This is a genomic window from Acidovorax sp. BLS4 (assembly GCF_032929295.1).
Taxonomy (GTDB): domain Bacteria; phylum Pseudomonadota; class Gammaproteobacteria; order Burkholderiales; family Burkholderiaceae_C; genus Paracidovorax.
Genome location: NZ_CP136797.1, coordinates 2,705,480 through 2,725,139 on the forward strand (window position 1 = coordinate 2,705,480; position 19,660 = coordinate 2,725,139).

At 70.1% G+C, this 19,660-nt stretch carries 14 protein-coding genes; 4 read left to right on the forward strand and 10 right to left on the reverse strand.

The annotated features are described in order from the left end of the window. Positions 1-28 precede the first annotated feature (28 nt). The 7 genes from R1Z03_RS12550 to glnE form a co-directional block, all read right to left on the reverse strand. Entirely contained in the window at positions 29-1,360 is a 1,332-nt protein-coding gene (locus R1Z03_RS12550) for an ABC transporter substrate-binding protein (RefSeq protein WP_284424465.1), read from the reverse strand. Between the two features lie 61 nt (positions 1,361-1,421). Beyond that, the gene (locus R1Z03_RS12555) at positions 1,422-2,477 is read right to left on the reverse strand and encodes a branched-chain amino acid ABC transporter permease (protein ID WP_317351256.1); all 1,056 of its coding nucleotides are present in this window, start codon (positions 2,475-2,477) and stop codon (positions 1,422-1,424) included. Between the two features lie 4 nt (positions 2,478-2,481). Next, entirely contained in the window at positions 2,482-3,378 is an 897-nt protein-coding gene (locus R1Z03_RS12560; RefSeq protein ID WP_284424463.1) for a branched-chain amino acid ABC transporter permease, read from the reverse strand. After that, positions 3,378-4,295, reverse strand: a complete 918-nt coding sequence (locus R1Z03_RS12565; RefSeq protein ID WP_317351259.1) for an ABC transporter ATP-binding protein — start codon at positions 4,293-4,295, stop codon at positions 3,378-3,380. The genes R1Z03_RS12560 and R1Z03_RS12565 overlap by 1 nt, the downstream gene beginning before the upstream one ends. A 123-nt stretch (positions 4,296-4,418) precedes the next feature. Continuing rightward, positions 4,419-5,576 (reverse strand): dimethylsulfone monooxygenase SfnG, encoded by a 1,158-nt coding sequence (sfnG, locus tag R1Z03_RS12570; protein ID WP_317351262.1) that lies wholly within the window; start codon positions 5,574-5,576, stop codon positions 4,419-4,421. Between the two features lie 48 nt (positions 5,577-5,624). Next, entirely contained in the window at positions 5,625-6,203 is a 579-nt protein-coding gene (gene msuE, locus R1Z03_RS12575) for an FMN reductase (RefSeq protein WP_317351265.1), read from the reverse strand. A 421-nt stretch (positions 6,204-6,624) separates the two neighbouring features. Continuing rightward, positions 6,625-9,444: a bifunctional [glutamate--ammonia ligase]-adenylyl-L-tyrosine phosphorylase/[glutamate--ammonia-ligase] adenylyltransferase gene (gene glnE, locus R1Z03_RS12580; protein WP_317351267.1), complete on the reverse strand. Its 2,820-nt coding sequence runs from the start codon at positions 9,442-9,444 to the stop codon at positions 6,625-6,627. Between the two features lie 102 nt (positions 9,445-9,546). On the opposite strand from glnE, the gene R1Z03_RS12585 reads away from it, so the two are divergent. From R1Z03_RS12585 to R1Z03_RS12600, 4 genes are read left to right on the forward strand one after another with little or no spacing between them, the layout of a single operon-like run. Beyond that, the gene (locus tag R1Z03_RS12585; RefSeq protein WP_317351270.1) at positions 9,547-13,806 is read left to right on the forward strand and encodes a YhdP family protein; all 4,260 of its coding nucleotides are present in this window, start codon (positions 9,547-9,549) and stop codon (positions 13,804-13,806) included. Next, on the forward strand, positions 13,806-14,621 hold the full coding sequence (locus tag R1Z03_RS12590; RefSeq protein WP_317360363.1) for a carbon-nitrogen hydrolase family protein: 816 nt from the start codon (positions 13,806-13,808) through the stop codon (positions 14,619-14,621). The genes R1Z03_RS12585 and R1Z03_RS12590 overlap by 1 nt, the downstream gene beginning before the upstream one ends. Next, positions 14,618-16,660 (forward strand): nitrogen regulation protein NR(II), encoded by a 2,043-nt coding sequence (locus tag R1Z03_RS12595; protein ID WP_284430663.1) that lies wholly within the window; start codon positions 14,618-14,620, stop codon positions 16,658-16,660. The genes R1Z03_RS12590 and R1Z03_RS12595 overlap by 4 nt, the downstream gene beginning before the upstream one ends. Continuing rightward, positions 16,660-17,289 (forward strand): response regulator transcription factor, encoded by a 630-nt coding sequence (locus R1Z03_RS12600; RefSeq protein WP_272566580.1) that lies wholly within the window; start codon positions 16,660-16,662, stop codon positions 17,287-17,289. The genes R1Z03_RS12595 and R1Z03_RS12600 overlap by 1 nt, the downstream gene beginning before the upstream one ends. Positions 17,290-17,375: 86 nt before the next feature. Here the strand turns inward: R1Z03_RS12600 and R1Z03_RS12605 are convergent, their stop codons facing one another. The 3 genes from R1Z03_RS12605 to R1Z03_RS12615 form a co-directional block, all read right to left on the reverse strand. Continuing rightward, positions 17,376-18,023: an OmpA family protein gene (locus tag R1Z03_RS12605; RefSeq protein ID WP_284430664.1), complete on the reverse strand. Its 648-nt coding sequence runs from the start codon at positions 18,021-18,023 to the stop codon at positions 17,376-17,378. A 132-nt stretch (positions 18,024-18,155) separates the two neighbouring features. Continuing rightward, on the reverse strand, positions 18,156-18,632 hold the full coding sequence (locus R1Z03_RS12610; RefSeq protein ID WP_317351281.1) for a hypothetical protein: 477 nt from the start codon (positions 18,630-18,632) through the stop codon (positions 18,156-18,158). Between the two features lie 78 nt (positions 18,633-18,710). Continuing rightward, positions 18,711-19,655 (reverse strand): hypothetical protein, encoded by a 945-nt coding sequence (locus R1Z03_RS12615; RefSeq protein WP_317351284.1) that lies wholly within the window; start codon positions 19,653-19,655, stop codon positions 18,711-18,713. Between the last annotated feature and the right edge of the window lie 5 nt (positions 19,656-19,660).

Sequence of the window (19,660 nt, forward strand, 5' to 3'; positions counted from 1 at the left end):
CTCCGGGTGGGGTGAAGAAGGGGGCGGGTCAGTCGTCGATGCTCTGGCGCACCTTCACGTTCTTTTCCTTGGCATAGGCCAGGGACGACTTTTCGATGATCGGGCGCAGCAGCTTCCAGTCCGGCGCGATCCAGTCGGAGACGACCTTCCACTGCGTGCCGTCCCACTGCTGGAAGGCCACCCGGCCGTCGCCTTCGTGGTTGTCCCAGGTCACATGGATGGAATGGAACAGGCCCTTGGCGCCCAGGGCGGCGGCGCGGGCTTCGTCGATCTTCAGGTTCTCCAGGCCCCAGCGCACTTCGTCGCCGGTGAGGGTGCGCTTGCCGAACTTCGCCTGCGCGATGCGGATGGCCTCGACGTTCAGAATGCCGTTGAGCACGCCCAGGTTGTGGTACACGCTGCCGATGCGTTTCTTGTCCTGCAGGTTGCCCTTGCCGGCGTCATAGACGGTCTTCACGATGTCCTGCAGCACGGGGTATTGCGTGCCGGGCGCCACCGAGGTGATGGCGACATAGCCCTTGGCGGCGTCGCCTGCAGGAATCACGTCTTCCTCGGAGTTGGACCAGATGTTGCCCACGATGCGGTCGGCCGGAAAGCCGGTCTTCTGCGCGGTCTTGAGCGCCACCGGGTTCATCACGCCCCAGCCGCGCAGCACCACGAAGTCGGGCTTGGCACGGCGGATGGTCAGCCACTGCGACTGCTGCTCGTTGCCGGGGTGCGGCACCTCGATCTGCTGCACCGTGAAGCCGTACTGCTTGGCCAGCAATTCATAGATTGGAATGGTCTCCTTGCCATAGGGCGAGCCGTGGTACAGCACCACGATCTTCTTGCCTTTGAGCTTCTCCGTGCCGCCCGCCTTCGTGCCCAGGTAGTTCACGATGCCCGAGGTCTCGCTGTACGGGTTGACCAGCAGCGGGAAGATGTACTTGAACACGCGCCCGTCGGTGGTGTCGGTGCGGCCGTGGTTGATGGTGAGCAGCGGCACCTTGTCGGCCGTCACCCGGTCGATCAGCGCGTAGGCGATGCCCACCGACAGCGGGTTCCACGCGGCGATGCCGGGGCGGGTCTTGAGGCGCTCGTACACCTCCACGCCGCGCTCCACCTCGTACTGCGTCTCGCCTTCTTCCCACGTCAGCTTGACGCCGCCCACGCCGCCGTCGCGCGTGTTGACGAGGTTCAGGTAGTCGATGAAGCCTCCGAAGAAGCCCGTGCCGCCGGCTGCATAGGGGCCGACGCGGTAACTCTGCAGCGGAAAGAACTGTTCCTGGGGTTTGGCGGCCTGGGCCTGCGCGGCCTGCAGCCCGGCGAGTGCCAGCGCGGCGGCCAGCAAGGCGGTTTTCAAATGGCGGACGAGGGACATGCGATGCGCTCCTGTGGAGAGAAAGGAAGAGGGGAATGGCGGGGTGCGGGAAAGGAACCGGTCAGGCGCCCTGCGGGGGCGGCGGCCGCGTGCGCTGCAGCCGGGCGACTGCCCGTTCCCACAGCGCCGCCAGCCCGCGCGGCTCGGCGATGAGAAAGCCCACGATGAGCGCGCCGAGAGCGATGCGCTGGCACAGCTCCAGCACGCCCGAGTCGAACCACGCGCCCAGCAGCAGGCTGCCCAGGCGCGAGAGCAGCAGCGGGAACACGACGATCAGCGCCGCGCCCAGGAAGGCGCCGCGCAGCGTGGCCAGGCCGCCGATGATGATGATGAAAAGGATCTGGAAAGAACGGTCGAGGTTGAAACCCGCCGGCTCCACCGTGCGCAGATAGACGAAGCCCCACAGCACGCCCGCCACGCCGATCACGAAGGAAGACAGCGCAAAGGCCAGCAGCTTGGCGCGCAGCACCGGCACGCCGATCACGCGGGCGGCCAGCTCGTTGTCGCGCACGGCGATGAAATGGTGGCCGGTGGGCGTGCGCGTCACACGCCAGACCAGCGCGGTCAGCACGGCCACCACGGTCAGCGCGAAGAGGTAGCGGCCTGTGGGCGTGCCGAAGGCCACGCCTGCCACGGCGATGGGCGGTGCGTCGATCACGCCCGAGGGGTTGTGGTTGCTGAACCAGCCGAACTTCGTCAGGGCCCACTGCACGAAGAACTGCGCTGCCAGGGTCGATACGGCCAGGTAGAAGCCACGCAGCCGCAGGCTGGGCAGGCCGAACACCACGCCCACCACCGTGGCGGCCACGCCGCCCAGCGCCATGGCCGCCAGCAGCGGCAGGCCCTCGACGCGCAACTGGAAGTTGTAGGCCGCATAGGCGCCCACCGCCATGAACGCGGCCGAGCCCAGCGAGAGCTGGCCCGCGTAGCCGGTCAGCAGGTTCAGCCCCACGGCGGCCAGCGACAGGGTGAGGAAGGGAATCAGCAGCGCGTCGAACACGTAGTCGGTGGCGAGCAGCGGCACCACGCCGTAGGCCAATGCCAGCGCGATGGCGGGCGTGGCCCACAGGGGCCAGGGGGTGCGATGGGTGCCGGGTTGAAGGGTGGGGGTTGCCATGGCGTCAGGCCCTTTCCACCGGCCGCTGCCCGAACAGGCCGCCAGGCCGCACCAGCAGGAACAGCAGCGCGGCGGCGTAGGCGAACCAGCTTTCGATGCCGCCGCCCACGTAGGCGCCCAGGTACACCTCGGCCAGCTTTTCCAGCGCGCCGATGATGAGCCCGCCCACGATGGCGCCCAGGATGGAGTCGAAGCCGCCCAGCACCAGCACCGGCAACGCCTTCAGCACCACCAGCGACAGCGAGAACTGCACGCCCAGCCGCGCACCCCACAGCAGCCCGGCCACCAGCGCGATCACGCCGGCGGCGGACCACACGGTGGCCCAGATCACCGGCAGGCGCAGGCCCACAGCCAGGGCGGCGAAGGTGTCGTCGGCCACCGCGCGAAAGGCCAGGCCCACGCGGGTGTAGCGAAAGAACGCAGACAGCACCGCAACCATGACCGCCGCCACGCCGGCCGCGAACAGGTCGAAAGTGGAGACCAGCACGCCCGCGATCTCGATGGGCGCATCGGAAACGCCCAGCTCCAGCGAATGCACCTGCGTGCCCCACACCAGCTGGGCCACGCCCTCGATCACGTACGACAGCCCCAGCGTGGCCATGAACAGCGTGATGGGCGGCTGGTTGACCAGCGGGCGCAGCACCACGCGTTCGATGGCCAGGCCCAGCGCCACCATCAGCGCGAAGGTGATCGCCAATGCCAGTGCGAACGGCAGGCCGCGCTCGACCAGGCTCACGAAGGTCAGCGCCGCGAACAGCAGTTGCGCGCCCTGCGCGAAGTTGAGCACGCCCGAGGTCTTGTAGATCAGCACGAAGCCGATGGCCACCAGCGAATACATCACGCCGGACAGCAGCCCGCCGATCAGCACCTCGGCAAGGAAGGCGAAGTCGAAGCCTTCCATCACGGCGCCTCTGTTTCGGGTGGGGAGGTTTCCTGGTCGTGCGCCACGCCCAGGTAGGCGTCGATCACGGCTGGGTCCTCGCGCACCTCGGCGGGCGTGCCGTCGGCGATCTTGCGGCCGTAATCCAGCACCGCCACGCGGTCCGACAGGCCCAGCACGATGCCGATGTCGTGCTCGATCAGCACCACCGCCGCGCCGTGCCGGTCACGCGCGGCGCGGATGAGCGCGGCCATCTCGCTCTTCTCGCCCGCGGTGGTGCCGGCCAGGGGTTCGTCCAGCAGCAACAGGCGCGGGCGTGCCACCAGCGCGCGCGCCAGCTCCACGCGCTTTTGCAGGCCGTAGGGCAGGCCGCCGGCCAGCCGGTCCTGCACGCTGCCCAGCCCCAGGAAGTCGATGGCCTCGCGCGCCTGTTCGCGCGCATCGCGCCACTCGCGGCGCGCCCGGCCCCAGCCCAGCACCTGCTCGGCAAAGCTGGCGCGGGCGGCGTGCACGCGGCCCAGGGCGATGTTGTCGCGCACGGAGAGGCCCTTGAACAGCGCCAGGTTCTGGAAGGTGCGCGCCACGCCCAGGTGCGCCAGCCGGGGCGTGGGCACCTGGGCGAAGGAATCGCCGCCGATGCGCACGCGGCCGGCGTCGGGGCGGTACAGGCCGCTGATGATGTTGACCAGCGAGCTCTTGCCCGCGCCGTTGGGCCCGATGATGGCGCGCAGCTCGCCCGGGGCCACGCGCAGGTCGATGCCGCGCAGTGCGTGCACGCCGCCGAATGACAGATCGATGCCCTGCAGTTCGAGCGCGGGCGGGGCGGCCGGTGGCGGGGTGCCGCCCGTGACCGCGCCGGCGCGCTCGGCGCTGCGGCGCGGTGCAGCGGGTGCCGTGGCGGGCGGGGCCAGGGTGCCGTCGAACAGGGTGCTGGACATGGTGGTTCAGGGCTTTCCGGGCCAGGCTGCGCCCGGCGCCGCGTCGCGCAGGCGAGCGGCGGGAGGGCGGGGGCGCCAGTTGGAGGGTGGGCGGCGGCGGGTGGGGCGTTGTGCCTGTGCGGGTCAGGCGGCCACGGCCTCGGCGGGCTCGCCGATGGCGGCCCTGGCGGGTGCGCCCAGCCCCCGCGCTTCCAGCTCGCGCACCAGCGGCAGCACCTTCTCGCCGAAGTACTCGACTTCTTCGATGAAGTGCAGGAAGCCGGCCAGGATCAGGTCCACGCCCACGGCCTTCAGTGCCACGATGCGCTCGGCGACTTGGCGCGGCGTGCCGATGAGGTTGGTGCGAAAGCCGTCGTTGTATTGCACCAGGTCCTCGAAGGTGGATTTGGCCCAGTTGCCCTCGCCCTCGGGCGAGGCCTGGCCGGCCTGCTTGGCCGCGTCGCCGAAGGCGTGCACGGCCTCCACATGGGCGTGGTCGATGATGTCCTTGAGCACGGCGCGGGCCTCTTCCTCGGTGTCGCGGGCGATGACGAAGGCGTTGATGCCGATGCGCACGCGGTGGCCCGTCTCGGCGGCCTTGGCCTGGATGTCGTCGATCTGCTTTTTCACGCCCTCGGGCGTGTTGCCGTTGGTGAAGTACCAGTCCGACACGCGCGAGGCCATGTCCCGCGCGGCGCGCGAGCTGCCGCCCTGGAAGATCTCCGGATGGGGCTTTTGCACGGGCTTGGGGCTCAGCGTGTAGTTATTGAAGCGGTAGAAGTCGCCCTTGAAGGTGAAGTTGTCCTGCGTCCAGATGCCCTTGAGCGCGCGGATGAATTCCTCGGAGCGGCGGTAACGCTCGTCATGCTCCAGCCACGGCTCGCCGATGGCCTGGAACTCGCCCTTGAACCAGCCGCTCACCACGTTGATGGCGATGCGCCCGGCACTGATATGGTCGATGGTGGCGATCTGCTTGGCCACCACGGCCGGGCTCCACGGCCCGGGCAGGATGGCGGCCAGCACCTTGAGCTTGGTGGTGGCGTGCAGCAGCGCCTGGCTGAACGACACCGACTCGTGCTGGTATTCGGCGCCATAGCCCGCGGTGAAGCGGATCTGGCTCAACGCGTAGTCGAAACCCGCCTTCTCGGCCGCCTGCGCCAGGCGCTGGTTGTATTCCAGGCTCCAGTCGGTGCGCTGGGCGATGGTGCTGACCACCAGCCCGCCGCTGACGTTGGGCACCCAGTAGGCGAAGCGGATGCCGGCGGCGGAGGAAGAAGAAGCGGAAGTCGTGTCGTGGCTCATGGCGATGCTCCTGGACAGAGGGAGGGGGAATGGGGTGGCCGGCGGGGTTCAGGCCGCCCGCGCCAGGCGCAGCGCGGGCGCGGCCTGCGGCGCGATGCCGACCAGGGGCGCCGCGCGCTGCACCGCCAGCACGATGCGCTCGCGCAGGGCGGCGCTGGCGATCTCGTAGCCCTGGAAGTCCTGCTCCGAGGCATACACCCCCAGCGGCAGCGTGCGCGCCTGGAAGAAGCTGAACAGCGGGCGCAGCTGGTGGTCGATCACCAGCGCATGGCGGTCGCTGCCGCCGGTGGCGGCCAGCAGCACGGGCACGTCGATCAGCGCCTCGTGGTGCACGAAGTCGAACAGGTGCTTGAACAGGCCCGTGTACGAGCCGCGGTAGACCGGGCTGGCCACGATCAGCAGGTCGGCCGATTCGATGGCGGCCAGCTCCGCTTCGACGGCGGCCGGCAACTGGCTGCGGTAGAGCGCGCCGCCGATCTGCGGGGCCAGCGGCCCCAGCTCGATGGTGTGCGCCTCGATGGGCAATGCCTCGCTGAGCGCGGCGATCAACTCTTCCACCAGCACCAGCGTGCGCGAGGGGCGCTGCACATTGCCGGAAACCGCCACTACCTTGAATTTGCGCGTCATGGGATCGAACCTTCCTGGTTTGCCCGGCGCGACCATCGCGGCGGGGGGATGGAATGGATTGAAGACCCAGCGGCGCGCCAGCGCTGCAAAGGAATCGGCGCATGCTTATGCGGAATCCGTGCGTGCCGGCAAGTGGTTGATTGGCAAGGGAAAACCCGGAAATCCGGGCCGATGCGCGGGGCGGCGGCGCCACGTGGCGGCCGCACCGCGTGCCGGGCCCGCCTGCCCGCCCAGCGGCAAATTGCGCAGTTTGCTGCTGCCGTGCTGGCCCGGGCGCAGGCCGGCGGGACAGAGGGGGGCGGGCCGGCCGGGCGGCGCGTGCCTGCCGCGCCGTTGGGGCCGGTTGCTATTATTTATATAGCAATCAGGGCATATTCCACTACGGCGTCGGGGCGAAAAGACCCCGAATGCCGGTGGGGGATCAGCCGGTGAACACCGCCCGCCACAGCGCCAGCACCGCGTCGCGCTCGGCCTGCAGCGTGGCGGGGTCCACGCGCGTGGGCTGCTCGTTCAGGCGGGCGCGGTGCTGCACCTGGCGCAGCGTGCGGTAGGCCGTGGCGGCGGCCGTGCCCACGCCGTCGGGCAGGAAGCCGGCGGCCTCGGCGCGCTGCAGCAGGGTGATGTTGCCCCGGTTCTCGCGCAGGCTGGGGTGGGTGGCGGACTGCGACAGCACCAGGTACTGCAGGGCGAATTCGACATCCACCATGCCGCCCACGCTGTGCTTGACGTCGAACTGCCCGGCCGGCACCGGGTGGGCGGCGCGCACGCGCTCGCGCATGGTGACGATCTCCTCGCGCAGCGCGGCGGGGTCGCGCGGGGCGGTGATGACGGCCTCGCGCACCGCGTCGAAGCGCTCGCGCAGGTTGCGGCCGCTGCCCGCGGGCGCCTCGCTGCCTTCGGGCAGGGGCGCGAGCGGGCCGGCCGGGGCCAGGTCTTCGGTGCCCAGCAGGAAGCGCGCCCGCGTCATGGCCTGGTGCTCCCAGGTCCAGGCGGTGTTGCTGCCGCGCCGTTGCTGGTAGTTGGCGTACGCGGTGAAGCTGGTCACCAGCAGGCCCGAATTGCCGTTGGGCCGCAGGGCGGTGTCGATCTCGAAGAGGTCGCCCTCGGCGGTCTTCACCGTGAGCCAGTTGATGAGCTTGCGCACGAAGGCCGAATACACCTCGGGCGCGCGGTCGTCGTCGTCGTCGAACACGAAGACGATGTCCAGGTCGCTGCCATAGCCCAGCTCCTTTCCGCCCAGCTTGCCGTAGCCGATGATGGCGAACTGCGGCACCTCGCGGTGGCGGTTCTTCAGGCGGCTCCAGCACCACTGCGCGGTCACGCGCAGCACGCTGTCGGCCAGGGCCGAGAGGTCGTCGGCCACCTGCTCCACGGTGATGCGGCGCTCCACGTCGCGCGCCAGCGTGCGGAAGGTCTCGGCATGGTGGGCGCGGCGCAGCAGGTTCAGCAGGGTCTCGTCGTCGTCCTCGCCGGTCGATTGCAGCGAAGCGATGCGCAGCCCCAGTTCGTGCTCGAAGTCCTGCGGCACGAAGCGTTCGGCCAGCAGCGCGTCGCCCGCCAGTTCGTCGATCACGCCGGGGTGCTGCAGCATGTAGCGGGCGGGCCACTGCGCGGCGCCCAGCAGGTGCAGCAGGTGCTCGTGGACCGAGGGGCGCTCCAGCAGCAGCGCCAGGTAGATGTCGCGGCGCAGCAGCGATTCGAGCCAGCCGATCAGCCGCACCACGGCGTCTTCGTTGACCTGGCCCTCGGCCAGCCAGCGCGCGGTGCGCTGCACCAGCCGCAGCAGCCGCTCGCGCGACTCGTCGCTCAGGGACTGCACGCGCGGGTGCGTGCGCCATTCGGCGACGCGGGCACGCACGGTGGGCGGCAGTTGCTCCAGCACCGCCTCCAGCTCGGGCGCGGCGGGCGCGCGGGCGCGCGGGCCGCCGCAGCCGCCCTTGGTGCACTGCTTCTTGCCGGCGCCGCCCAGCAGCGTGTCGAACTCCTGCGCCACCAGTTCGCGGTGCGCATCGAGCTGGTGCAGGAAGGCGCAGGTGCCCAGGCCCAGGGTCTGGGCGATCCAGGCCAGGTCGTCGTCGCGCGTGGGCAGCACGTGGGTCTGCTGGTCGTCCAGGTACTGGATGCGGTGCTCCACCTGGCGCAGGAAGGTGTAGGCCGCGGCCAGCGCCTCGGCCGTCTCCTGCGGCATGAGGCCGGCGCGCGCGATGCGCTGCAGCGCCTCCAGCGTGGGGCGGCAGCGCAGCTCGGGGAACTGCCCGCCGCGCACCACCTGCAGCAGCTGCACGGTGAATTCGATCTCGCGGATGCCGCCGCGCGAGAGCTTCACGTCGTTGGCGCGCTCGGGGTGGCCGGCGCTGCGCTTGGCGGCGTGGTCGCGGATCTGCCGGTGCAGCGAGCGCAGCGCGTCGAACACGCTGTAGTCCAGGTAGCGCCGGAAGACGAAGGGCAGCACCACCCCGCGCAGGGCCTGCACCGGCTCGCCGATGACGCTGCTGCGCGGCGCGACCACGCGGCTCTTGAGCCAGGCGAAACGCTCCCATTCGCGGCCCTGCACCTGCAGGTATTCCTCCAGCGCGGCCAGCGACACGGCCGCCGGGCCGGAGTTGCCGTTGGGACGCAGCGCCAGGTCCACCCGGAAGACGAAGCCGTGCTCGGTGGTGTCGCCGATCAGGCCGTAGATGGCCTTGACGGCATGGCCGAAGTATTCGTGGTTGGAGATGCGGTTGCGGCCCTCGGCGTTGCCTGCGGTCTCGCCGTCGTGTTCGTACACGTAGATCAGGTCGATGTCGCTGGACACGTTCAGCTCGCGCGCGCCCAGCTTGCCCATGCCGATGATCCACAGCTCGACCGGCTGGCCCTCGGGGCCGCGCGGGGCACCGTGGCGGGCGTCGAGCGCTTCGCGGGCCTGCACGCAGGCCTGGTCCAGGGCCAGTTCGGCCAGCTCGGTGGTCGCCCGCGTGATGTCGGCCAGCGGCGCGCCCTGTTCGCAATCGAGGCGCACCAGCCGCTCCATCACCACCTGCCGCAGGATGCGCAGGGCCGTGCCGGTGTCGTGCCCGCGGGCCCGCAGGGCGGCCAGCGCCTCGGCCATGGTGGCCCGCGTGGGGGCGCCGGGCGGCAGCACGGCGAACGCGTCGGCATAGCGCCGGTGCAGCCGCTGGTGGAAGCGGGAATGGCTCGCCAGCGGGCCGTCGACGGCGGCGCTGGGGATCTCTGGAACGTCAGTGCAAGACAGCGGCATAGCAAGGGCCCGGGGCCTGAAAACCGTACATAACGACACCGTTTGATGCTGAACCCGCACAGCGGGCGCGGGTCATAATTCCCTTCGCATCCCAACCCACCAATGATTGAACAGCCACCGAACCCCTCACGCCTGCTCCGATGCCTGGCAGGTCTTGCGCGGTGGTCCCTGGGCCTGCTCATCGCCTTCTGGCTGCTGGTGGCCGCCGCCTGGGGGGTGCTTCACGGCTGGATTGTGCCGCGTATCGGCGACTTCCGTCCGCAGCTGGAAGCCCATGCCACACGGGCGCTGGGGGTACCGGTGCGCATCGGTGCGCTGTCGGCCCGCTCCGAAGGGCTGGTGCCCACCATCGAGCTGAACGACGTCGCCCTGCTGGACCCCCAGGGCCGCGAGGCCCTGAAGCTGCCGCGCGTGGTGGGGTCGCTGTCGCCGCGCTCGGTGCTGCGCATGGGGTTCGAGCAGCTGTACATCGAACGCCCCGAACTCGACGTGCGCCGCATGGCGGACGGCCGCATCTTCATCGCGGGGCTGGCGTTCCGCCAGAGCGCGGGCGGCGACAGCGCCGGGGCCGACTGGCTGTTTTCGCAAAGCGAGGTCGTGCTGCGCGGCGGCACCGTGCGGCTGACCGACGAGCAAAGCCAGGAGCCGCCCCTGGCGCTGGGGCAGGTGGACCTGCTGCTGCGCAACCGGGGCTGGCGCCACGGCATGCGGATCGAGGCCACGCCGCCGCCGCAGTGGGGCGACCGGTTCAAGCTCACCGGGCAGTTCCGCCAGCCGTTCCTGACGACGCACGGCGGGTCGTGGCAGCAGTGGACGGGGCAGCTGTTCGCCGATTTCTCGCGCGTGGACGTGTCCCGGCTGCGCCACCATGTCCACATCGACGGCGTGCAGGTGGCCGAGGGCCGCGGTGCGCTGCGCGCGTGGGTCGATTTCCAGCGCGGGCAGTTCGTCGGCGGCACGGCCGACCTGGCCCTGGCCGGGGTGAACGCCCGCCTGGGCGAGGGGCTGGAGCCGCTCGCGCTGCAGTCCGTCGCCGGCCGGGTGGGCGGGCGGCGCCTGTCCGACGGGTTCGAGTTCTCCACCGAGGGCCTGCAGTTCACCACGCAGGATGCATTGCGCTGGCCGGGCGGCAACCTCACGGTGCGGCACACCGGCGTGCAAAGCGGCCGCGAGCAGGGCGAACTGCGCGCCGACCGCCTCGACCTGGCCGCGCTGGCGCAGATCGCCAGCCGGCTGCCGCTGGATGCCGCCGTGCATTCCGCCCTGGCCGACTACACGCCGCGCGGGCTGGTGGAGGAGGTCAAGGCCACCTGGCGCGGCCCGCTGCAGCAGCTGCAGCAGTACCAGGCGCGCGGCAAGGTGACCGGGCTGGCGGTGGCCGACCAGCCGCGCGCCGAGGGCGCGGCCTCGCACGTGCCCGGCCTGCGCGGCGCGAGCGTGGAGTTCGACGTGTCGCAGGCGGGCGGCAAGGCCACGCTGGCCCTGGCGGACGGCGCCCTGGTGCTGCCCCACGTGTTCGAGGAAGGCACGGTGCCGGTGGACCAGCTGTCGGCGAACGTGCGCTGGCAGATCGAGGGCGAGCGCATCGCGGTGCAGGCCAGCGACCTGCAGTTTTCCAACGCCGATGCGCAGGGCGAGGCCCGGCTGAACTGGCACACCGGCGATGCCGAGCGTGGCGGTGCCCGGCCGCGGTTTCCCGGCGTGCTGGACCTGTCCGGCAGCCTGAGCCGCGCGGACGGCACCCGCGTGCACCGCTACCTGCCGCTGTCCATCCCGCAGGAGACGCGCCACTACGTGCGCGACGCGGTCACCACGGGCACGGCCAGCAACGTGCAGTTCCGCGTCAAGGGCGACCTGCACGACATTCCCTTCAACACGCCCGGGCAGGGCGACTTCCACATCGCCGCGCGCGTGAAGGACGTGACCTATGCCTATGTGCCGCCGCGCCTGCAGCATGCCAACGAGGCGCCCTGGCCCGCCCTCACCGAACTCACCGGCGACCTGATCTTCGACCGATCCACCATGGCCGTGAAGGGTGCCAGCGGCAGCTTCGCCGGCACGCCGAAGCTGCGCGTGAACAAGGTGGAGGCGCGCATTCCGGACCTGGCCCACACGGTGGTCGCGGTGAACGCCGATGCGCGCGGCCCGCTGGCGGACATGCTGTCGTTCGTCACCACCTCGCCGCTGGCGCGCCTGACCGGCAATGCGCTGGACAAGACCACCGCCAACGGCACGGCCGACCTGCAGCTGGCCCTGTCGCTGCCCGTCAGCCACATCGACCAGTCCAAGGTGCAGGGCAGCGTGACCCTGGCGGGCAACGACGTGCGCATCGCACCGGAGGCCCCGCCCATCGGCCGCGCGCGCGGCACCGTGCAGTTCACCGACACCGGCTTCACCCTGGCGGGCGTGCAGGGCCGCGCGCTGGGGGGCGACCTGCGGCTGGAGGGCGGCATGCGGTCCCTGCCCGCGGGGGCGTTGCCGGTGGAGTCCGCCGTGCAGGTGCGCGGCCAGGGCGTGGCCACGGCCGAGGGGCTGCGCCAGGCGTCGCAATGGCCGGGCCTGGCGCAACTGGCCCAGCGCGCGAGCGGCAGCACGCCCTACACGCTGGCGCTGGGCGTGCGCCGGGGCACGCCGGAGGTGCAGGTGACCACCACCTTGCAGGGCATGGCACTGGACCTGCCGGCGCCGCTGGGCAAGACCGCCGAGGCCCTGATGCCCGTGCGGTTCGAGACGCAGCTCACGCGCGAATCGCTGGCGGCGGCAGGGAGCGGCAACGGCAGCGGCGGTGGCAATGGCACCGGTGCGGCGCCCCTGCACGAACACATGGCGCTGGACCTGGGCGCGCTCGGCTCGGTGACCTATGTGCGCGACATTGCCAACGCCGCCCAGCCCCGGGTGCTGCGCGGCGCCATCGCGCTGGGCCTGGCGCCCGGCGAGGCGGCGCCCCTGCCCGAACGCGGCGTGGTGGCCAATGTGCAGATCGGCGAGCTGGACGTCGATGCCTGGCAGGCGGCGCTGATGGGCAATGGCCCCGCGCGCTCGCCCCTGCTGGTGGCGCCACCGGCTGCCGAGTCCGCATCGGCGGCCAGCACACCGGCGAGTGCCGCGCCCGCTGCGGTGGCGGGCAACGGAACGGGCGCCGCTCCCGCGCCTTCCGTCTCGCCCATGCAGGACTACCTGCCCACGCAACTGGCCGTGCGGGCCCGTCAGGTGGACTTCCAGGGCCGCACGCTGCACGGCGTGGTCATGGGCGGCTCGCGCGAGGGCAGTACCTGGCGCACCAACGTGGACGCCCAGGAGTTGAACGGCTACGTGGAGTTTCGCCAGGGCGCCGGCAGCGGGCCCGATGCGGGCTCCGGCCGGGTGTTCGCCCGCCTGTCGCGCCTGGCGGTCCCGCAGAGCGATGCCAAGGAGGTGGATGAACTGCTGGCCGAAGAACCGGCCGCCGGCGCCGGCACGCTGCCGTCGCTGGACATCGTGGTGGACGATTTCGTGCTGCGCGGGCGGCGCCTGGGCCGCATCGAGATCGAGGCGCAGAACCGCGGCGGCGACGGCGCTCCGCGCGAGTGGCGGCTGTCCAAGTTCAACATCGTCACGCCCGAGGCCACGCTCACGGCCAACGGCAACTGGGCGTTGCTGGGCAGCGACGGCGCCGCCGATGCGCGCCGCCGCACGGTGATGAACTTCAAGCTCGACATCCGCGACTCGGGCGATCTGCTCACACGTTTCGGCATGGCCGACGTGGTGCGCCGCGGCAAGGGCCGCATGGAAGGGCAGGTCGCCTGGATGGGCGCGCCGCTCACGCCGGACTACCGCACCATGTCGGGCCAGATGAACGTCAACGTCGAATCGGGCCAGTTCCTCAAGGCCGATCCGGGCCTGGCCAAGCTGCTGGGCGTGCTCAGCCTGCAGTCGCTGCCGCGCCGGCTCACGCTCGACTTCCGCGACGTGTTCAGCGAAGGCTTCGCGTTCGACTTCGTGCGCGGCGACGTGCGCATGGAGCAGGGCGTGGCCACCACCAACAACCTGCAGATGAAGGGCGTGAACGCCGCCGTGCTGATGGAGGGCAGCGCCGACCTGGACCGCGAGACGCAGGACCTGCACGTGGTCGTGGTGCCCGAGATCAACGCCATGACGGCCTCCCTCGTGGCCACGGCCATCAACCCGGTGGTTGGCCTGGGCAGCTTCCTCGCGCAGGTCTTTCTGCGCGGGCCGCTCATCCAGGCGGCCACGCAGGAGTTCCGCATCGACGGCACCTGGACCGATCCGCGCATCGAGCGCGTGCCCCGGCGCAAGCTGGGCAGCGCCGACCCCGCCGCCCGGCCGCCCACGGCCGAGTCCCCCACCGGAGACAAATCATGATGAAAGCCGCCGCATTGCAAATGGTGTCGGGCCTGCACGTGCCCGGCAATCTCGAACAGGCACGCCACCTGCTGGAGCAGGCCGCCGCCGAAGGTGCCGAGCTGGCCGTGCTGCCCGAGTATTTTTGCGCCATGGGCGCGCGCGACACCGACAAGCTCGCGCTGCGCGAGCCCTACGGCGAAGGCCCCATCCAGCGCTTTCTGGCCCAGGCGGCCCGGGAGCTGGGCCTTTGGGTGGTGGGCGGCACGCTGCCGCTGCAGTGCGAGAGCCCGCACCACGTGCGCAACACCTCGCTGGTGTTTTCGCCGCAGGGCGAGTGCGTGGCCCGCTACGACAAGATCCACCTGTTTCGCTTCGACAACGGGCGCGAGCGCTTCGATGAAGCCGCGGTGATCGAGGCGGGCAACACGCCCGTGCGCTTCGAGCTGACCGCGCGCGACGGCACCCTTTGGCGCGTGGGCCTGTCCGTCTGCTACGACCTGCGTTTTCCCGAGCTGTACCGCCAGCATGCACGGGCCGGGGCCGACCTGCTGCTGGTGCCCAGCGCCTTCACCCACACCACGGGCGAGGCCCATTGGGAGTTGCTGCTGCGCGCCCGCGCGGTGGAGAACCTCGCCTATGTGCTGGCGCCGGCGCAGGGCGGCCTGCACGAGAACGGCCGCCGCACCTGGGGCCACAGCATGGTGGTCGATCCGTGGGGCGCCGTGCAGGCGCAGGTGGCCGAAGGCCCGGGCGTGGCCCTGGGCGTGCTCGATGCGGCGCGGCTGCAGCAGGTGCGCCAGCAGCTGCCGGCGCTGGACCACTGCATCCTGTGACCGACGGCGAGCCGTTCCTGTGGCCCTGGCACCGCTGGCGCAGCGCATGGAAGCGCTGGTCGCTGTGGGCCCTGCTCGTGCTGCTGGTGGCGGGCATGCTGGTCACCCAGGTGTGGCTGGCCGGCCGCTACGAGGCGAGCGAGGTGCAGAACCGCCTGGACCGCGACGCCGCCGATGCCGTGGCCGACATCCGCCAGGGCTTCGCCCACAACCTGCAGAACCTGCAGGCGCTGCACGTGGGCACGCCGGACCTGGCGAGCTGGGAGTCGCGCGCGGCGGCCTTGCTGAGCGTGCGCCGCGAACTCGTGCGGCTGGAATGGCGCAGCCCCACGCTGGAAGTGCGGGCCCATGTCGAGACCCCCTACCGCCCGGTGCAGTGGGACGCCGAGATGCGCAGCGGCATGCATTCCAACATCGCGCTGGCGTGCGCCAACGCGCGCCGCGTGTCGGGGCCGTCGTACTCCGGCAGCTACTTCCAGCCCCAGGGCGACGGCCGCGGCTCCGAAATGATGGAGCTGTGCCTGCCCCTCATGCAGGATGGCCGCAACGAAGGCTTCGTGGTGGCCACCTACTCGCTGCACAACGTGCTGATCGACCTGGTGGTGCCCAGCCTCAAGCGCGGTCAGGAGGTGTCGTTCACCGAAGCCGATGGCACCCGCCTGGCCATGGTGGGGGCCAGCCGGCGCGGCACGCGCCTGTTCAGCGCGCAGCAGCTGTTCGACCTGCCGGGCGCCACGCTGGTCCTGCGCATGGACAGCTGGCACAGCGCGCCCAGCGTGTTCCCCAATGTGCTCACCGCGCTAGTGACCGCCATGTCGATCGCCCTCGTCACCGTGCTGGTGGTGCTGGTGCGCGACAACCGGCGCCGGCTGCGCGCCGAGCGCGACCTGGGCGACGCGCTGGCGTTCCGCAAGGCCATGGAGGACTCCCTGGTGACCGGGCTGCGCGCGCGGGACCTGCAGGGGCGCATCACCTATGTGAACCCGGCCTTCTGCGAGATGGTGGGATTCACCGCGCAGGAGCTGCTGGGCCAAAGCGCCCCGGTGCCCTACTGGCCGCCCGAGTTCGCCGACGAGTACCGCCAGCGCCAGGCGATCCGCCTGTCCAGCCTGCACCCGCCGCCGCGCGAGGGCTATGAATCCACCTTCATGCGCAAGGACGGCGTGCGGTTTCCGGTGCTCATCTTCGAGGCGCCGCTCATCAACGCGCAGGGCCTGCACACCGGCTGGATGAGCGCGTTCCTGGACGTGAGCGAGCAGCGCCGCGTCGAGGAAATGTCCCGCGCCTCGCAGGAGCGCCTGCAGGCCACCGCGCGGCTGGCCACCGTGGGCGAGATGGCATCGCTGCTGAGCCATGAGCTGAACCAGCCGCTCGCCGCCATCTCCAGCTACGCCTCGGGCTCGCTCAACCTGCTGCCGCCGGGCGGCGGGCCGCCGCAGGAGCCGCTGCACGATGTGCACGTGGCGCTGCAGCGCATCGCGCAGCAGGCCGAGCGCGCGGGCCGCGTGATCCGCAGCGTGCACGACTTCGTGCGGCGGCGCGACCAGTCGCGCGAGGTGGTCTCGGTGCACGACCTGCTGGAGGCCGTGATGCCGCTGATCCGCCTGCAGGCGCGCAAGCTCGAAGTCTTCGTGAAGATCTCGGTGGACGCCGACCTGCCCCCGGTGCTGTGTGACCGCACCATGGTCGAGCAGGTGCTGCTGAACCTGGCGCGCAATTCCATGCAGGCCATGGACGACCCCGCCACGCCCCAGCGCATCCTGGAGCTGCGCGTGCGCCGCGCCGCATCGAATGCGCACAATGCCTGGCTGGAGTTCATGGTCATCGACCGGGGCTGCGGCATCGCGCAGGACGTGGGCGAGAAACTCTTCACCCCCTTCTTCACCACGCGGCCCGAGGGGATGGGCCTCGGCCTGAGCCTGTGCCGCACCGTGGTCGAGCAGCACGGCGGATTCCTGGGCCACGCGCCCAACGAGCCCCGTGGTACGGTATTCACTTTCACCCTGCCTGCTGCCAGCGCGGACAGCAGCCACCCCTGATGGAACCCGTCTCCAACGCCACCGTTTACATCGTCGACGACGACTCGGGCGTGCGCGAAGCGCTCGCCTGGCTGCTGCGATCGCGCCGCCTGCCCAGCGAGTCCTTCGACAGCGCCGAAGCCTTCGAAGCCATGCTCGACGAGCGTCCGCCCGCGCGCCAGCCCTGCTGCCTGCTGCTGGACGTGCGCATGCCGGGCATGAGCGGCCTGGCGCTGTTCGACCGGCTGGCCGAGCGCCGCCTGATCGATGCGATGCCGGTGATCTTCCTCACCGGGCATGCCGACGTGCCCACGGCCGTGGCCACCGTCAAGCGCGGGGCCTTCGACTTCTGCGAGAAGCCGTTTTCCGACAACCTGCTGGTGGACCGCATCGAGCAGGCCCTGGCCCAGTCCGCGCAGCACATGGAGCAGGTGCGCCAGCACAGCGACCTGCAGGTGCGGCTGTCGGAGTTGACGGAGCGCGAGCGCGACGTGATGCGCCTGGTGGTCGAGGGCCTGCCCAACAAGCTCATCGCCGACCAGCTGGACATCAGCGTGCGCACGGTGGAAGTGCACCGCGCGCGCGTGTTCGACAAGATGCAGGTCAAGTCGGCGGTGGAACTGGCGAACCTGCTGCGCGCCGCGCACTGAATGAACGCCACAGGGCGCCGAAGCGCCCTGTGAAAGCCACTCCCGCCGCGGTGCACGGGCGGGGCGGCGGCGGGGCCGGCCGGCGGTCAGCCCGGCTGGCGTTCGCCCACGAAGATTTCCACCCGGCGATTGCGCGCGCGGCCGTCGTTCGTGTCGTTGGTGGCGATCGGCTGGTGCGAGCCGCGGCCCTCGACCTGGATGCGTCCGCCGTTCACGCCCCGCGTCGTCAGGAAGTTGCGGGTGCTGGCCGCGCGGTCCATCGACAGGGGGTTGTTGATGGCATCGCTGCCGGTGGAGTCCGTGTGGCCCACGATGCGCACTTCGGTGTTGGGGTTGTTGCGAAGCCCCTCGGCGAAGCGCTCCAGCACGGGGGCGAAGTTGGACTGGATGTCCGAGCGGTTCGTGGCGAACGAGATGTCGCTCGGAATGTCGAGCTTGAGCTGGTTGTCGGCGGTCTGCGTCACCACCACGCCCGTGCCCTGGGTGACCTGCTGCATCTCGCGCTTTTGCCGCTCCATGTGCTGCGACCAGATGTAGGTGCCCAGGGCCCCCACACCCGCCCCGACGACGGCCCCCGTGCCCGCCCGGCCGCCGGTGGCGGAGCCGATGACCGCCCCGGCCACCGCGCCCACGCCGGCGCCCGTCGCGGTGCGCCGCTGGGTATCGTCCATGTTGGCACAGCCGCTCACGAGCAGAACGGCGGCAGTGGCGCCGATGAGAATCTTGTTGCGCATGGGATCTTCCTTTTCCAGGTGATGGGCTGCCAGCCAGTCGTGTTTGAAGGAGAGGCCCCTTTGAGCTCAGGCCCGGCCGGCGGCTCCGAACGAAATTGAGAGGCCCTGATTCTTTGCACGGATGGCGCAGGATCAGGGTAGGACCAATTCGTCAGGATCTTCGCCCAGGCCTGCCCGGCTTTGAAACGCAGGCCCCATCTGGGAGAAAGGCGCTCCGATACAGGAGTGCTGGCCGACCATCTCGCCGTTCTTCCACACCATGACCCCGGCTTTTTCCCCCCAGCGCGCACCGAAGGCGCGGTACACCACATAGGAAAAAGGCGGTTGATTGAACCGCAGGTAATTGCCCCCGCCTGCGGAGTACCAAAGCCTTTTGGCCACGACGGTCTGCCGCCATGCGGGATCGTCCTTGGCGCGTGGGAGCGCCATTTCCACTTTTCCTGGCTTCCCGAAGCGGTATTGCAGATGGCCCTGGCTGGTATCCAGCGATGGGGAAGCGCAGGCGGAAACCACGCGCCTGGATTGAAGTCTGCAGGCGAAGATGACGTCTTCTTCCGGCAGGCACAGGCCCCGGTCGTTGGGCGGTGCCGGTGCGGGCACCTGGGACATCGAACCGGTGCACAGCAGCAGGCCCAGCAGGGGCAGCCACCTTGAAGCTCCAGGAGGAAGCGATTGCATGGCGACTCCTTATGGCTTCGCTTTGGCGGCCGTTTTGGCCTTCTTCGGAATGGCCATTCCCAGGTATTTCCGGCCCGCGGCGAACGCGTCCGTGAATTCCTTGAGGCCGTGCGTGCCGCCGTTCACCAGTTTGCGGGCATGGACCAGGTTGTTGGTCTTCAGCGCGGCCCGAATGCCGCCTTCCTTGTTCTTGATGAATTGGGCCAGGATGGCTGCTGCGGCGGTGCCTTCGTTGGCCTGGTCCGGGTTGTCCAGCAAGTTCAATCCCAATTGCTTGCCCATCTGCTCGTAGTTGGCTCGGCCGGTCAACTGGACAAATCCACGGCCCTTGTACAGCGCGCCATCGCCCAGCTGATGGTTTCCCAGGCTGTCCGGCCGGAAATCGTATCGATCGAAAGGGTGCCGGCCCTTGGTGCCCACGGGGCTGGTGTTGTATCGGGATATCCCTTCGTCGACCGGCTGAAAGCTCGCGCTCTCGGCGCGGATGGTGGCCAGTGCCATCATCAGCATTTCCGTGTCGTTCAGCGAACGCTTCGTCATCGCGCCGAGAATCTCGGGCAGGTAGTTCCGGATGTTTCCGGTGATTTTTGTTTCCTGGATGGTCTTTTTGACGACGGGCTTGCCATTGACCATTTCCCGGGTCTTGAGAGTGGTGCGCTTGATCCGGTCGATCCCTCCCGGCACCATGGTGGACGCCAGCACGTACACCTCGTTCGACAGCGACGCGACCAGTTTCTTTTCTTCCAACTGGGTCTGAACCAGGAACTGGAACAGGGTATCTGCAGTGTTCAGTTGGTTGTCCGGGTCCGCTTCGCCGTAGAAGAAGGTGTTTTCGATGCTCTGCAAGGCGGTGGCGAAGGGCTGATCCCATCCGCCTTCTTCGGGCAATTCGGCCTTCTGGGGCAGATACCCCTTCCGGATGAACGCATTCAGATGCCGGCGCAGCAGCCGCATGTCTT